Here is a 14,370-nt window from a genome sequence, read left to right as displayed (position 1 = left end):
CCTGGCCCCGCTCATGGAGGAACAGTCTTGTTCAGTGTGCTGCGGATCCGGGACTACCGGTTCCTCGCGTCCGGTCAACTGCTGTCGAGCCTCGGCGACTGGTTCCTGCTGCTCGCGGTCCCGTACTACGTCCTCGATCTGACCGGTTCCGCCATGGCCTCAGGGTTCTCGCTGGCAGCGGGGGCGATTCCTGCGCTGCTCCTGAGCCCGCTGGCCGGTGCGCTGGTCGACCGCTGGAACCGGCTGCGCGTCATGGTCACCGCGGACCTCGTCCGCATGATGGCGGTCTCGCTGATGCTCTGGGTGGACAGCCCGGACAAGGTGTGGCTGATCTACGTCGCGCTGGTACTGGAGTCATCCCTGAGCCAGCTGTTCAATCCCGCCTCTGCTGCCCTGCTGCCCGGACTGGTCGGCCGCGGAGACGACCTGCACTCGGCCAACTCCCTGAGCGCCCTGATCGTCGGCGCCATCCGGCTCGTTGGCGGCCCGCTGGGGGGCGCCGTCTACGGCGGCCTGGGTTTCACGGCAGTCGTCGCCCTCGACGCGATCAGCTACGCGTGCTCGGCACTGTGCCTGTCCCTGATCCGGCACCGGCCCCGAGCCGCGGAGAGTCGGAGTGCCGAGGCGAGCCGAAGAACGGGGGCGGGGCGCGGACAAGTGCGCAGGCTGGTCGGCGACATCCGTGCCGGAGCCGAGCAGGTACGGCGCAGCACCTGGCTTGCCGCGCTGCTGGCGGCCGGCGCGCTCTTCCAGGCTGCTACCTCGGCCGTGAACGTCGGCCTCGTGCCGTACATGGACCAGGTTCTGCACGCCTCACCGCAGATTCTCGGGCTGCTCTTCGGGGCCTTCGGCGCCGGGTTCCTGCTCGGGGTGCCCCTCAGCCGCGCACTCATCGGGAGGCTCAGTGACCGAACCGTCCTGGTGGGCTCACTGATGGCGCTCGCCGTGACCTTCGCGGCGACGTTCAACATCCCTGTGATCGGCTGGAGCGCCGTGCTGTTCCTCACCATCGGAACGCCCATGGTCTGCTTCACCATCACCAGCGGGACGTTCGTGGCCCGCCACACCCCTGATGCGGTACTGGGCAGGGTCAGCGCCACCAGCGGTTTCGTTCAGGCGGCGGCCTCGCTGCTGGGCATGGTGGCCGGCTCACTGCTGAGCGAGGCGCTGGGCGTCGTGGCGATGATGAACCTCTGCTGCGTCACCATCGCACTCGCCGCCGGCACGGCCCTCCTTATGCCGCGGCGTCAGCCGCCCATCCCCGAGGAGGTTCCGCTCGGGGAGGCAGCGTGACGACGCCGCCCCAGCCCTCGTGAGTTCCGACGAGCGCAGCGCTCGGGAGGGTACCGATCGAGGCGGGCTGAGTCACGACCAACAGGTGGCGCCGAACTTTGCGGCCAACTTCTTCTTGCAGGACCGCGGAGAAGGTGACTCGGGGGCACAGTGTCGGAACCTCAACGAAAGGCCGTTTGTGGAGGTTCCACAGAGGCTTCCGTTCGATTCTACGATCGGTCGAACGCGACGTCGGGAGCCCGGATCCGGTCTCGCCGGCGTGACGGTGACACCCCTCATCGGTGGACAGCCGGTGGACAGACGCCTTTGGACGGTGCGTCACGGGGTGGCATGGGTCAACCTGTTGCATGTGCTCTGATCACGAAAGACGTCACCAGACAGCACGACGAGGCACCACGCAACACGATCGCTCATGGTCTCGTAATGCGTAGGTCTCGGGTTCGAATCCCGAAGGCGGCTCTGAGAAGCCCAGGTCATAGTTTATGACCTGGGCTTTTAGCGTTCCGTTGGCTGATTGTCGGGCGCGTGTCAGGACGGCGCGGTCCTTGAGGCAGAGCTCCGATGCCGATGCCGGTGCTACTCCGCAGCGGAAGAGCTCGAACTCCTGGATGCGGCAGGTCGGACAGTACTGAGGCACAAGGGTCGGCACCCTCAGCCCCGCACCCGGCACACCCGTTCCTCCAGTTCCCGGTGCGGGCCGAGCAGTTCCGGAACCAGGGAGTCACCGGTGGCGGCGTACAGCGCGAAGAAGTCCTCCGGTTCCTGGCCGTCGACGTTCAGGAGCGTCGGCAGTCCGTGGTGCGCGATGACGGCCCGGGCCATGTGGATCCCGATGAGGTTGATGACCGGGAGCCGGGGGTTCTTGAGGACCCGGGAGATGTTCACGGCGATCCGTGCGGCAGTGGCCGGGCTGAGGTCCGCGACCAGGGTGCGGAAGGCCGTCATCGCCCTCGCGGTGGCGGCCTCCTCACCGATGAGACCGGCGTAGGTGAAGTAGGAGAAGCCGGTCTGCTCGCGGCGCAGCCGTTCCAGCCCGTCGAGGACGGCGATGTTGGCTATGCCCTCGTTGCGGATCAGGCCCAGGGTCCAGACCAGGAGACCCTCCGCGGTCTGTGCGGTGCGCTCGGCCCGGTCCAGCCGCGGGGTGTTCCAGCGTGTGGACAGGTCGTGGTAGTAGGTGTGCTCCAGGAACAGCACGGTCTCCGCGGGGGTCGCGCCGTCGTAGAGGCCGAACACCTGGCCTCCGCCGTCGAGCCCGTAGCAGAGGCGGACACCGGGAAGGAGCCTGATGCCGACGGTCGTCTCGCCCGTCTCGTCCGGGGGGCTCGGCGGCAGGTAGCGCGCCATGTTCCGGGCCGCTTCCGGGGCCTGGCCGAGGACTGCCTTCCGCAGCAGTTCCTGGTGCTCCCAGAAGGAGGATTCGCGCATCCGGCGCACGTCCAGGTAGTGGTCCAGCCGGTCGGCCAGCACGTTACGACCGTCTCCCAGCGCCGTGTTCTGCCGGATGTACGCGGCGAGCGCATCCTTGACGGCTCGCTCCGGGTCGGGGGAGCGTGTCCGGGAGGAGGCCGTGACGATCTCTCTCATCTCGTCGACGCTCTCGTCGGCGATGCGGGTCCGCAGCGTCGCTGTCGCCATCTCGTCACATCCTGATCTCGTCGTGCGTCCGGTCGCTGTCTGTGCCGTGGTCGTCGTGGGGGGGCGGAGGGGTACCGGGTCGGCCGGAGGGGACGGTTCACGTTCGCGGGCGGTCCGTCCAGGGGCGGACTCGGCCGATGATCCGGAGATCCTCTGGTGTGCGGAGCGCGGCGGTCACGCCCTCGCTGATCTCCCGGTGGCTCAGCCAGCGGGTGGTGCCGTCGTCGCCGTCCGCGAAGCCCAGCACGACACGGCGGTAGCGATGCCCGTGGAACGGCGCGGGAGCGGTCGCGGGTGGCGCCGACGGCGCGGCGGCGGCGCTGCCCAGCACCTCGACGACCAGCGCGTCGTCCGTGAGTGCCTGCGCGATGACGCCGTAGGCCGACGCCTGGGCGGGGGTGTGTACCCACAGGACCGCGAGCCGGAACCGGCCGGTGTCGCGTACGGCCTTGAACAGGGCGTCCTTGAGGGCGGCGGGGTCGGTGTAGTCGACCGGCACCGGAACCACCGGACCCGTCCGGGCCGGCGGGCCGGGCCGGCGGGCCAGGACGGCGGTGGTGCACCCCTGGTCCGCCAACGCCTGGACGGTACCGGACAGCATGCCGGTGCCGCCGACGACGAGGGCGGGGGACGGCGGGGCGGTCGCGGAACGCGATGACACGGGTGGCTCGCAATCTGTGGGCGGGTGGCCGGGGTTCTCGTGGTGGTCCACCGACGGGATGGGCGTCGTCCCTCCGCGGGCGGGTGGCCGGGATTCTCATGGTGGTCCGGGGGCGGGACAGGCGTCGTCTTCCCGCGGGCGGGTGGCCGGGTTCTCGTGGTGGTCCGCGGAATGAGATCGTCGTCGTCCCTCCGCGGCAGGAGGCGGCCTTCTCGCCGTTCGGCGGCCTCGCGTCACAGCGTGAGCGGCAGCGCCCCGGGGACGGGGGACGCCAGGGAGCGGGTGGCAGGCGCGGTGCGCCAGGGATGGCCTGGTTCCGTCAGGCGCGTGGCCGGCGGTCGTGGGCCTACGACCGCGCAGCGACCCTGTTCCGGGGCCAGGACCTGGCGGGCGACCTCCACGACCTCGGCCGCGGTCAGGGACTCCAGCAGTTCCGACTCGGCGTCCTGCGAGGTGAAACGGCCGCGGCGGAACAACTCCAGGGCGAGCAGGCGCGCATGGGCGTGGGAGTCCTCACGCTCGCGCGCGTACACACCCTTGACCAGAGCGCGAGCCCGTGCGATCTCCCGCTCGGAGACTCCTTCGTCGAGCAGCCGGGACAGCACACGGCGGACGGTGTCCAGCACGGCGGACACGCCCTCGGCGTCGCAGTTGAACAGCACCAGGAGCGCGCCGACGTCGGCGAGGGGTTCGAGGACCGACCTGGCCCGGTAGGTCAGACCGAGCTCGTCGCGCAGCACGCGGCTGAGCCGGCTGCTCGCGCTGCCTCCGAGAACCGTGTTGAACAGGCGCATGCACTGCATCTCACGATGACTGAGCAGATAGCCGCAGGCGGGCACGGACCAGCAGCCGAGCACCGTTTCCGCCGCAGTCTCCCGCCAGAGGCCCACGGGCGGGACGAACGACCCGGAACTCCGTGACCACGCTTCGGCCGGGGGCCGCTCAGTGCCCAGGCCCGCTTCCGCCGCGGCGTGCACCCGGTCGGGTGCGATGTCCCCGACGACCACGAGCGCCGAACGTCCCGGACCGGCCGCCCCCCGCAGATAGGACAGGGCGTCCTCGGTCGTGAGCCGGTCGACGACGTCCGGATCGCCCAACGGGGAACGCCCCACAGGGGTGTCCCCGTAGAGGGCGAGGCCCGCCAACTCCCTTACCGCGCGCTGCGGCTGGCCGGCGGCGGCCTTGATCTCGTGCCGGACGGCCGTGCGCTGCCGGTCCATCTCCCCGGGCGACAGCAGGGTGTGGGCGCGCAGGTCGCCGAGGAGTTCGAGGAGCGCCCCGCCCGCCGACGCGGGCGCCTTGATGTGGAAGAGCATGTGGTCGCGGTGGGTCACCGCGTCGAAAACCCCGCCGAGCGCGCCGATGACCTCGGCGACCACGGCCGCGGTCGGGAACCGCGCGCTGCCCGCGAAGAAGGCGTGCTCGGCGAAGTGCGCACAGCCGGGTTGGTGCGGCGGCTCCGTCGCGGATCCCGCGGACACGGCGAGGACCGCGCACACCAGTCCACTGCCGGGACGGTGCAGGGCCACCGAGCGTGCGCCGTTCGAGTACGTCCGCAGGTCCGGCGTCCAGGGAGCCGTCATGACCGGCCCTCGGCGCGGTGCCCGGCTGTCCTCAACAGCATCGTGACGGCTTCCGTGACCCGTCCGCACAGCGCCGGATCCTTCAGCCGGGGCCGGTCCTCGGCGTCGGAGCCGTAGTCGGCCGGTGTGGTCACCGCCTGGGCGGGCAGCGCCAGGCCGTACAGCCCCCGGACGACGGTGCGCAGGTGGTCCACGGCCTGGACGGCCGTCAACCGCGGTCCGTGGCCCAGCAGGACCACCGGCTTCATCCGGAAGTGATGCATGGTCAGGTGGTCGAGGCAGTTCTTCAGAAGCCCGGAGTACGAGTTGTGGTACACCGGCGTCACCAGGACGAACGCGTCGCACCGCGAGGCGAGGTGCTCCAGTTCGCGTACGGTCCGGTCCGGGTGGTCCGCCGGCCGGTCGTGGTATTCGGGGTCGGCCGGCGGCAGCGGCCGCTGCCGGTGGTCCCACAACCAGGCGCCGGCACCGGCCTCCGCGACCCGGTCCGCCGCGTAGCGCGCGAGCGCGGTGCTGAACGATCCGCTCCGGGAACTGCCGGGCAGTACGAGCACATTCGTCATGTCCTGGATCCTCACCTCGGTGTCATCAGCATGCGGACCCCGCTGTCCGCGGTCGGCCCAGCAACTCGGCGATCCCGTCGGCCACGCCCACCCGGGCCCGGAACTCCAGGAACCGTTCGGCGCGGGAGGTGTCCAGGAGCGGGGCCGCTCCCGGCGGCGGGCCGGCCGTCGCCCGGAAGCCCGCCGCACGGACCGCGGCGGCGATGTCCTCACCGGTCGTGATGCGCCCCGTCGCGAGGTTGAAGACCCCGTCCGGCCGACCGGGACCGGCCGCCGACACCACCGCACGGGCGGCGTCGGAGACATGCAGGTACTCGCGGCCGTGGAAGTAGCCGTCCACCCGCACCTCGGCGCCGGAGCGGGCCCGTGCGCACAGGTCGGCCAGCCGGCGGTGCAGTCGCCCGCCGCCCGGGCCGGGGCCGTAGAGGCCCACTGGGCGCAGGACCGAGAGGCGGGTGTCCGTGCCGTGCAGGAGCCGTGCGGCGAGCAGTTCCTCGACGAGTTTTCCCCGTCCGTACAGCGAGCGGGGCCCCGGGGGAGCGGACTCCGGCACCGGCTCCCGGGCACCCGCCAGGTCGTACACGGCCAGGCTGGACACGAGAACGAGCCGGTGCGCCCCGTGCGTGACGGCGGCCCCGGCGACGGCGGCCACCCCCCTGCCGTACTCCCGCAGCCGGTCCGCCGGGTCGCCGGGGCCGGTGGGGACGTCGATGCGGGAGGCGGTGTGCACGACGGTGTGCGGCGCGAACCGGCCGGCGGCCCGGCGGACCCCCTCGGTGTCGGTGACGTCCACCTCCGCGGTGCCGGAGGCGGCCCAGGGCCGTACCGCGTCGAGCGCCGCGGGATCGCGGTCGGCGGCGGCGACCCGCCAGCCCCGCTCCGCCGCCTCGCGGGCCACCCGCGCACCGAGCAGGCCGACCCCGACGACCAGCAGTGTCCTCATCGCACGCGCTCCGCGACGGTCCGCCCGGCGAGGTGGGCCAGGGTCTGCCCGATGCGCTCGGCGCCCTCGGCCACGTCGGCCGCGTCTCCCGCGGGGCTGAGGCGGATGTGGCCCGCGCCGGACGGGCCGAAGGGCTCGCCGGGGGAGACCGTGACACGCGCCGCTCTGCGCAGCAGCTCGGCGACGGCGTGTCCCGACCCGAGGGCGGAGACGTCCAGCCACAGGAAGAGACCCGCCTCCGGTACGTCCGCCTCGATGCCGTGGGTCTTCAGGATCCGGGCGCACAGCCGGCGTTTGCCGGCCAGTTCCTCGCGCATGCCCGCGAGGTACTGGGGGCCCGCGTCCAGCGCCGCCAGCGCCAGGCGCTGTGACGGGGTGGCCACGCTCATGCCCAGGAACCAGTGCGTCCGCGTCACCCGGTCGATCAGTTCGGCGGGGCCCGCGGCGCAGCCGACCCGCGCCCCGGCCAGGGCGAACGACTTGGACACGCTGTCGAGCACCACCGTGCGCTCGGGAGCCTCGCGGGCCATGGACGCGTAACCGTCCCCGACGAGATCGGCGTAGACCTCGTCGGCGACGACGAGGACGTCGTGGGCGCGGGCTGCGGCGGCGATCCGGGCGAGGGACTGCCGGGACAGCACCTGCCCGGTGGGGTTCGACGGGCTGTTCAGGACGAGGAGGCGGGCGCCGGCCAGGCGGTCCGCCAGAGCCGGGGTGCCGGCCTCGGCCAAGGGGTAGTGCCCGGCCACCCGGCCCAGGGCCTCGACCGTGCTGCGGTACGCCGGGAACCCGGGGTCGGGGATGAGGATCCGGTCGCCCGGAGCGGTGAGCGCGGCCACGACGGACGTGAAGGCCAGGGCGGCGCCCGCCGTCACAGTGGCGGTGAGTTCCCGGCCCGAGCGTTCCCGCACCCGGTGCTCGAAGGCCGCGCGGAGCTCCGGGAGCCCTCCCGGCGCCGCGTATCCGACGGCTCCGGTACCGGTCGCGGCCGGGGGCCGGTGCGCCGGGGCCCCGAGGTCCATGACGAGTGGGCGCATGGTCATGAGGTCGCCTCCAGGGTGCCCCGGCGTACCGCGACACGTTCGAACAGGCGGAGTCCTCCCACGGCCAGTGCCGCGTAGCAGGCCGCGACGAGGAGCTCCAGGCCGAGCGGGCCCGCCACGGAGTGCAGCGAGGCTCCGTCGAAGGCGGCGCGCGCCGCCCTGACCCCGTGGCTGAAGGGCAGGACCTGTGAGACGGCCGCCAACGGGGCAGGCAGCGACGTGACCGGTACCAGGACGCCCGCCGCGACGACGATCAGCTGGAACACGCCGTTGGTCACCAGGTGCAGTTCCGCCGACGCGAGGGTGATGGCCCCGAGGAACAGGCCCGTCGCGAGACTGCTGATCACGGAGACCAGCACCGCCGCCCCGAACACCGGCAGATTCGCCCGGCTGACGTCCAGGCCGAAGATCCCCGCCGCGACCAGGAGCGACACGGCGACCGCGAAGAGGGCGTCGGCCACGAAGAACACCGCCCGCTGAAGATAGACCCGGGTCCGGCTCACAGGAGAGGCGAGGATCAGCGGAAGTGTGCCGCCCGCGCGTTCCTCCGCCATCAGGTTCGCCGCGGACAGGCCGGAGATGCCCGCCATCACGATGCAGGAGCCGAGGACGAGGAACTGCACCCGGTCGGGGCCCCCGGCGTAGCGGCCGAGCAGCACGTACAGCAGCATCTGCTCGGCCGGCAGCAGGACCGCCGTGGCCAGGTAGGCGACCGGGTTGAAGTACCGGTACAGGGCGCGGAAGGCGATCCACGAGTCGGAGAAGAACTGATACGGCATGGCCGTCCTCTCTCTCGCCGTCACCGGGCGAGTCCGCCGTCGGCGCGCAGCGCGCTCTGTACCCGGACGACGGCCGCGAGACTGGCCGCGGCGTAGCCGCAGGCGGTCAGCACGGCGAGCGCCCAGTCGCCCGCGACGTGTGTGAACCCGCCGCCGGTGGCGGCCGCTCCGACGGCCTCCAGCGCCCAGTAGGGCGGCAACAGCACCGACACCGGCCGCACCGCGTCCGGCAGCGCGGACACCGGCACCAGGAAGCCGGCGAGGATCACCATCGGATACTCCAGGCCGTTGATCGACTGGGTGAGCACGGGCCAGCGCATCACGAGCGGGATCAGCGGGGTGACCGACGCCGCCGCGACGAGCGCGGTCAGGACGACACCCGGTACGAGCAGTCCCCAGGACACCCCGGCGGGGACCGCTCCCAGCCACAGGCATCCGGTGACCAGCCCCACGACGACCGCGCCGAGGCAGAGGACGGCCTCCGCGGCCAGATAGCCGCCCAGCACCACGGGGATCGGAGTGGGCACCACGCTGATCAGCGGCAGCGTCCCGAACCAGTCGCGCTCGCGGCGCAGGCTGAACATCGCCGTCGCCAGCAGCGACCCCCACAGGGACGACAGTCCCGCTCCGGTGAGCAGCCTGGCCATCGGGACGGCGGCGCCGGACGAGCGCTGGAGCAGTACCGCGACGGTGGCGAGTGCCGCGGGCACCAGCAGGACCGACACCAGCCTGGTCTGGCGCAGCCCGTACGACAGCAGATGCATGCGCGCGGCCGCGACGAACGGCCCCGACGCGTTCACCGGCCGGTCCTCTCGGGCGCCCGGCCGTCCACGGCCGCGCCGCGGCGGCTCTCGCTGACGAGGCGGACGTAGACGTCCTCCAGCGTCGGCTCGCGCACCGACACCACGCCGAGTCGGCAGTCGGCGAGCGCGTGGTGCAGCTCCGGCACCAGATCGGCCCCCTTCGTGGACTGGACGGTGAGGATCTGCCGCTCTCCCTCGGTGCGCAGGGACACCGCCCCTTCGGCACCGACCAGGCGCCGCATCCGGGCCTCGACGTCCGGCGCGGACTCCAGGAGATCGACGTCGACACACGCCATGTCGGGGTGGCCGCGACGCAGCGCCTCCGGGGTGTCCAGGGCCACCACGTGTCCGGAGTCGACCACCATGACGCGCCGGCACAGCGCCTCCGCCTCGAACATGTAGTGCGAGGTCAGCAGGACCGTCTTGCCGCGCTGCGGCAGGCCCGTGATGAGCCGGCGCACCTCGCGCGCGACGATCGGGTCGAGGCCGATGGTCGGCTCGTCGAGGAAGACGATGTCGGGGTCGTGGACCAGTACCCGCGCCAGGTGCAGGCGCTGTTTCATGCCGCGTGAGTACGTCTCCACCTTCTCGTCGGCCCGGTCCGCGAGCCCCACATCGTGCAGGAGCCGGTCGATGCGGGGATCGGCGGTCCGGCGGGGGATGCCGTAGAGACCGGCGAAGTACCGCAGGTTCTGCCGGGCGGTGACCCGGGTGTACAGGCCCCGCTCGCCGCCGAAGAGAATGCCGATGCGCCGCCGCAGCTGCCGCTGTCCCCCCACCACGTCCAGGCCCAGGACCCGGGCCGTGCCCGAGGTCGGGTGGAGCAGGGTGGACAGGACGCGTACGAGGGTGGTCTTGCCGGCGCCGTTCGGGCCGAGGATGCCGAAGAGCTCACCCAGCTCGACGCTGAAGGAGACCGAGTCCAGGGCGACCCGCTCGCCGGCCTTGACCCGATAGACCCGCCGCAGGTTCCGCACCTCGACGGCGGGTCCGCCGTCGCCCCTGTCACGCACGTCGTCCACTCCTCTGTAGTCGCCCTCCGGTCCGGCGGATGCAGGACCGGACCTCAGCCGTTCGGGTCCAGCACGCTCAGCGCCACCCCGCACTCGTCCACCGGCAGGGTGGTGAAGGCGGCGAAGCCGGGTCCCGAGACGAAGTCGAGATAGTTCTTCAGCTCCCCGGCGAAACGGGGGTGCAGCACGTCGTGAGCCAGAACCAGCGCGCCCGGCGCGAGATGCGGCAGCCACCGCCGCAGCAGGGGGAGATAGCCCGCCTTGCGCCGGACCGGCTCGTCGATGTCGATGAGCACGGCGTCGAACGGCCCCCGCCCCTTTGAGAGCCGCTCCGCGTCGAACGCGTCGGCGGTGTGCACCGAGGTGCCCCGGAACCCGGCGGCGACCAGGTTTCGCCGGGCCAGTGCCACGGCCTCCTCGTCGACGTCGGCGCCCAGCGCCTCCAGGCCTTCGTAGGACCGGTGGGGGCCGAAGCCCTGGGCGGTCAGCCACATCATCAGGTTTCCCGCGTACGAGCCCAGGACCGCGATCCGGGCGGGGCGCGCCCGACCGCCCACGGCGAACAGGATCCGGGCGAGGAGCGGCGTCAGGGAGGTCATGGGCACGTCGACGCGCGGGGTCAGATGCGCGCGCAGCCGGTGGAACTCCTCCCACGGCTCGCCGGCTGCCGGTGGCAGCACCCCGGCCGCCGCACAGTGCTCCAGGAGCCGGTCGGCCAGCGCGTCCGCCTGTCTCGACGTCAGCGGGGGAAGCGTGGTCATCGTGCCCCTTCCGGGATGCTCGGCGCCGGCGACCCCGCCCCCACGAGTGCGGCCGCGTGGCCGCCGAGCTCGCGCAGGCTCGTGGTGAGCGCCCGCACGTCCTGGACCGCACGCGGGTCGGCGACCACCACCTCGCGGGCGTCGACCGTGAAGCCCAGCGCCGCGAGCATGTCCCTGCTGATGCCGGCGCCGACGTAGGCCGAGGCGGGGTCGGCGCCCACGACCAGTTGCAGCGCGGTCTTCCCGAGGAAGGGCGCGGGCAGGCCCGGTGGGCGGTCGTAGGCCGCGCCGCCCAGCACGTCCAGCAGGTTCACGAGCGGGCCGGAGGGCGCCTGCCAGTAGGCCGGCACGGAGAACAGCACCACGGGTGCCGAATCCAGGGCCGCCGTGAGACGGTCCAGGTCGGGACAGCCGTACTCCCCGCCGGTCCGTCCGTCGAACAGGGGCAGTTCCATCTCCCGCAGGTCGAAGACGGACGGCACGACGCCCGCCTGGACGATGCCCGCGAGGACGGGCTTGAGCAACTCCCGCGCGGCGGAACGGCCTTCGCGTCCCGGTGCGGGCTTGCGGCTGCCGCAGACCACCACGACACCGGCTCCGGCCGCGCTCACGCGGTACCTCCCGCGCCCACCATCGCGGTGCCCGGCGCGGGCTCGGCGTCGGCCCCGACGAGCAGCCGGTTGATGTCCTTCTTCGGGGCTCCCTCCAGGTCGACCCCCGGAATGTACGGCGGCAGTTTGGGGCCCGGCACCTGGGGGCGCAGCCCCAGTTCGTCGAGTACGGCGGCCAGCGAGCCGTCGGCGAGGGCCCCGGCGAGACGCTCGCGGGCGGTGGTCGGCCAGGCGTGGACCGAGTGGATCCAGGAGCCGTCGATACCGAGGTCGGCGCGTGCCGCCACCCACAGCAGCCCCGCCGCGTGGACCTCCTGGGCGCCGACGTCCCGCAGATGGGCGGCGACGGCCAGTCCGTCGGTGTACGCGGCCGCGGCGCGCTCCAGGTGCCCCGTCGTGGCCGCCACATGTCCGAGAGCCGCGAGTACGCGCTCCTCGTAGAAGGGGTCCTCGATCTCGCGGGCCACCTCCAGGGCCTCCTCGAGGGCTACGAGCGCACCGTCCGTGTCGCCCTCCTTGTGCAGCAGCAGACCGGTGCGCATCCGGTACGGCAGAGTGAAGGCCTTCTTCTCGTTCTCGCTGGGCGACTCCATGGCCCGCTCCCAGAATGTTCGCGCTTCCTTCACGCGTGAGGTGATCTCCAGGAGGAAAGTGAGGTTCGCGGCGAGGTTGTGCCGTAGGTAGAAGGCGCTGAGGCCGCTCGTCCCACGCACCAGACGGAAAGCCTGGAAAGCCTTCCGGAAAGCTTCCTCATGCAGAGCGTCACGCTCTTCAGGATGCCCGGCCGAGCGTGCTCTCATCGCGGATATGAGAGCCTCCCCATTGAGTAGCCAGGCATATTCCACACGCGCTTGCGGTGTGTTCTCGTAGAGGTCGGAAATGACTGCTCGGCCTTTTGCGTACTGCCGCATGGCCGCATCGAGATCGTAAGCCCTCTTGGTGAGCAGAAGCCCGATCAGATAATGCAGGTGCGCGACGGCGATCGGGTCCCGGGAGGAATTCTGTGCGGCGGTCAGCCGGGCCTTCGCCGTTTCCAGATCACCGCTCTGCGCATCGGCGATGGCCGACAGCCGGTCCAGCTGGACGGCGAGCTCACCGTCCACCAGACGCCGCGAGCTTTCGGAGATGAGGAGGACGCGCTCGAAGTTCTGGAAGGAGAGGGCCTCGCCCATGGCGCGCAGCAGGGCGTCCCCGCGGTCCGTCGCCGTGCCCGGGCCCGGGAGGGCGTGCGTGACGTCGACGAGGTCGTGCGGGAAGGAGGGGGCGTGGGGGGTGTCGAGGTCGACGGTGTGAACCCCGTCCCGCTCCGCCAGGCCCGACAGGAAGCGGCGGCGCAGCGCGTCCATCCGTTGCCTCAGGGTGGTCGGCTGTCCCGTTTCCCGGGTCAGGCGGGGAGGGCACAGACCGACGACGGTCAACGGCGCCTCGGGCCGGGCCAGCAGTGACGCCCGGTACAGCACCCGCAGCGAGGGGCGGTCCCAGGCGTCGAGGCCCGGTACCACGAGGACGAGACCCCGGCGGAACGCGGCGGTACGGCCCGGCAGGAGGGCGAGGAAGCGGGCCACCGCGTCGATGATCTTCGCGCTGTCGTGGGACTCCCGGCTGATGCGGCGGGTGGTGCCCAGCGCCGCCGACTCGGCGAGCGGGACGAGCCGCCCCAACGCGGTCCGTTCGGCCGGGTCGGTGAAGAGCACGAGGGTTCGCGCATACTGCGCCACGAGCTCGGGCGCTTCGCGCCGGGCCACGGGCAGCACCTTCTCCAGGGCGCGGTCGAGCGCGCCGAAGGTGGCATAGCCGGGGAGTGGCTCCTCCAGGGTCAGCACGGGGGCCGCGCCCGCGTCGGCGGGGAGCTGGTCGCGCCAGCCGCCGGGGAGACCTGGGGTGCCGAAGAAAATGAGAAAGGCGCGCTCCCGGGCGGGCCAGGTAGCGATGGGCAATGACGTTCTGGACACTATTCCTCCACCTCTCGACCGGCCGGCCGACGAGATTGCGTCGGCCGGCCGGGAGACCGGGATTGCAGCCGGCCAGAAAAGAGATACGGCTACCAGGCGATGGCGGCGACCGTCATCTCGTACTCGGACTCGGTGAGCTCTTCGTCCTTCGTGCCCATGGAGGCCAGGACTTCTTCAAGGGCAGCTGCCAGGGTCTCGTCGTTCATCTCTGCACCTCTTTCTTTTTCTTGTGCGCCGGATTGAATACCCGCCGACGGTGCCCTGATGGCCGCGTCGGCACTCGATGTGCATTCGAGCGACGGCACCAATCCATAGAAGCATTTCTGATGGGTGTGTGCCGCATTGATCTTTCAATTTTTCGCGCTGTTTGCTGTGAGGGTAGGGATGTCGGATATTTCGGCACTCATTGCTTACCTGTCATGGTCACGCCTTGGTGGAAGATTGAAGGATGGTGGGGTTTGCCTTCACGGAGGGTGAGTGCGCATAGCGGAATGTGATCTTCCACTGGGCGGCGCGATCAAGTTCCCTTGCTGTGCGCAGAGTTGGGGGCCGCGGCGCGGGAAGCGACCGTCGGTGCACGGCGACGAGGGGCGCGCACCCTCGCCGCCCCGGCGTAAAGATCCGCTCATGGTTCTCCGGCGACCGGAGACAGCAACTGTCTTGTGCTGATAGGAAATGCCCACACTTCGGTTAAGAGGGATAACTCCTGTGCGCCTTGTGGCGCGGA

At 71.6% G+C, this 14,370-nt stretch carries 13 protein-coding genes; 1 reads left to right on the top strand and 12 read right to left on the bottom strand.

Features of this window, described 5'->3' with window-relative positions; genetic code table 11:
• Window positions 1-27 precede the first annotated feature (27 nt).
• Window positions 28-1,293: an MFS transporter gene (locus ACFYZ8_RS20175; RefSeq protein ID WP_388537475.1), complete on the top strand. Its 1,266-nt coding sequence runs from the start codon at window positions 28-30 to the stop codon at window positions 1,291-1,293.
• Window positions 1,294-1,944: 651 nt separating this feature from the next.
• Here ACFYZ8_RS20175 and ACFYZ8_RS20170 read toward each other — a convergent pair.
• From ACFYZ8_RS20170 to ACFYZ8_RS20115, 12 genes are all read right to left on the bottom strand, one after another.
• Entirely contained in the window at window positions 1,945-2,931 is a 987-nt protein-coding gene (locus ACFYZ8_RS20170; protein ID WP_388537473.1) for a hypothetical protein, read from the bottom strand.
• Between the two features lie 97 nt (window positions 2,932-3,028).
• Window positions 3,029-3,592, bottom strand: a complete 564-nt coding sequence (locus ACFYZ8_RS20165) for a hypothetical protein (protein ID WP_388537471.1) — start codon at window positions 3,590-3,592, stop codon at window positions 3,029-3,031.
• A gap of 233 nt (window positions 3,593-3,825) precedes the next feature.
• On the bottom strand, window positions 3,826-5,175 hold the full coding sequence (locus ACFYZ8_RS20160; RefSeq protein ID WP_388537469.1) for a M16 family metallopeptidase: 1,350 nt from the start codon (window positions 5,173-5,175) through the stop codon (window positions 3,826-3,828).
• Window positions 5,172-5,738 carry an NADPH-dependent FMN reductase gene (locus tag ACFYZ8_RS20155; protein WP_388537467.1) on the bottom strand — a complete coding sequence of 189 codons (567 nt, stop codon included), beginning with the start codon at window positions 5,736-5,738 and terminating at the stop codon, window positions 5,172-5,174. Before ACFYZ8_RS20155 ends, ACFYZ8_RS20160 begins: the two co-directional genes overlap by 4 nt.
• 25 nt (window positions 5,739-5,763) lie before the next feature.
• Entirely contained in the window at window positions 5,764-6,681 is a 918-nt protein-coding gene (locus ACFYZ8_RS20150; protein WP_388537465.1) for an NAD-dependent epimerase/dehydratase family protein, read from the bottom strand.
• Entirely contained in the window at window positions 6,678-7,724 is a 1,047-nt protein-coding gene (locus tag ACFYZ8_RS20145; RefSeq protein WP_359030761.1) for a pyridoxal phosphate-dependent aminotransferase, read from the bottom strand. The genes ACFYZ8_RS20150 and ACFYZ8_RS20145 overlap by 4 nt, the downstream gene beginning before the upstream one ends.
• Window positions 7,721-8,503: an ABC transporter permease gene (locus tag ACFYZ8_RS20140; protein ID WP_359030762.1), complete on the bottom strand. Its 783-nt coding sequence runs from the start codon at window positions 8,501-8,503 to the stop codon at window positions 7,721-7,723. Before ACFYZ8_RS20140 ends, ACFYZ8_RS20145 begins: the two co-directional genes overlap by 4 nt.
• Before the next feature lie 20 nt (window positions 8,504-8,523).
• Complete coding sequence (locus ACFYZ8_RS20135) at window positions 8,524-9,303, bottom strand: hypothetical protein (protein ID WP_359030763.1); 780 nt, start codon at window positions 9,301-9,303, stop codon at window positions 8,524-8,526.
• Window positions 9,300-10,319, bottom strand: a complete 1,020-nt coding sequence (locus ACFYZ8_RS20130) for an ABC transporter ATP-binding protein (RefSeq protein WP_388537463.1) — start codon at window positions 10,317-10,319, stop codon at window positions 9,300-9,302. The genes ACFYZ8_RS20135 and ACFYZ8_RS20130 overlap by 4 nt, the downstream gene beginning before the upstream one ends.
• A gap of 53 nt (window positions 10,320-10,372) precedes the next feature.
• Window positions 10,373-11,080, bottom strand: a complete 708-nt coding sequence (locus ACFYZ8_RS20125) for an O-methyltransferase (RefSeq protein WP_388537462.1) — start codon at window positions 11,078-11,080, stop codon at window positions 10,373-10,375.
• Window positions 11,077-11,691 (bottom strand): NAD(P)H-dependent oxidoreductase, encoded by a 615-nt coding sequence (locus tag ACFYZ8_RS20120; protein ID WP_359030766.1) that lies wholly within the window; start codon window positions 11,689-11,691, stop codon window positions 11,077-11,079. Before ACFYZ8_RS20120 ends, ACFYZ8_RS20125 begins: the two co-directional genes overlap by 4 nt.
• Window positions 11,688-13,628 carry a hypothetical protein gene (locus ACFYZ8_RS20115; protein ID WP_388537460.1) on the bottom strand — a complete coding sequence of 647 codons (1,941 nt, stop codon included), beginning with the start codon at window positions 13,626-13,628 and terminating at the stop codon, window positions 11,688-11,690. The genes ACFYZ8_RS20120 and ACFYZ8_RS20115 overlap by 4 nt, the downstream gene beginning before the upstream one ends.
• Window positions 13,629-14,370: the final 742 nt, after the last annotated feature.

This window comes from Streptomyces sp. NPDC001668 (genome assembly GCF_042893155.1).
In the GTDB taxonomy this organism is placed as follows: domain Bacteria; phylum Actinomycetota; class Actinomycetes; order Streptomycetales; family Streptomycetaceae; genus Streptomyces.
Note: the sequence above shows the minus strand (reverse complement) of the source record. Positions and strands in the feature narration are given on the sequence as shown.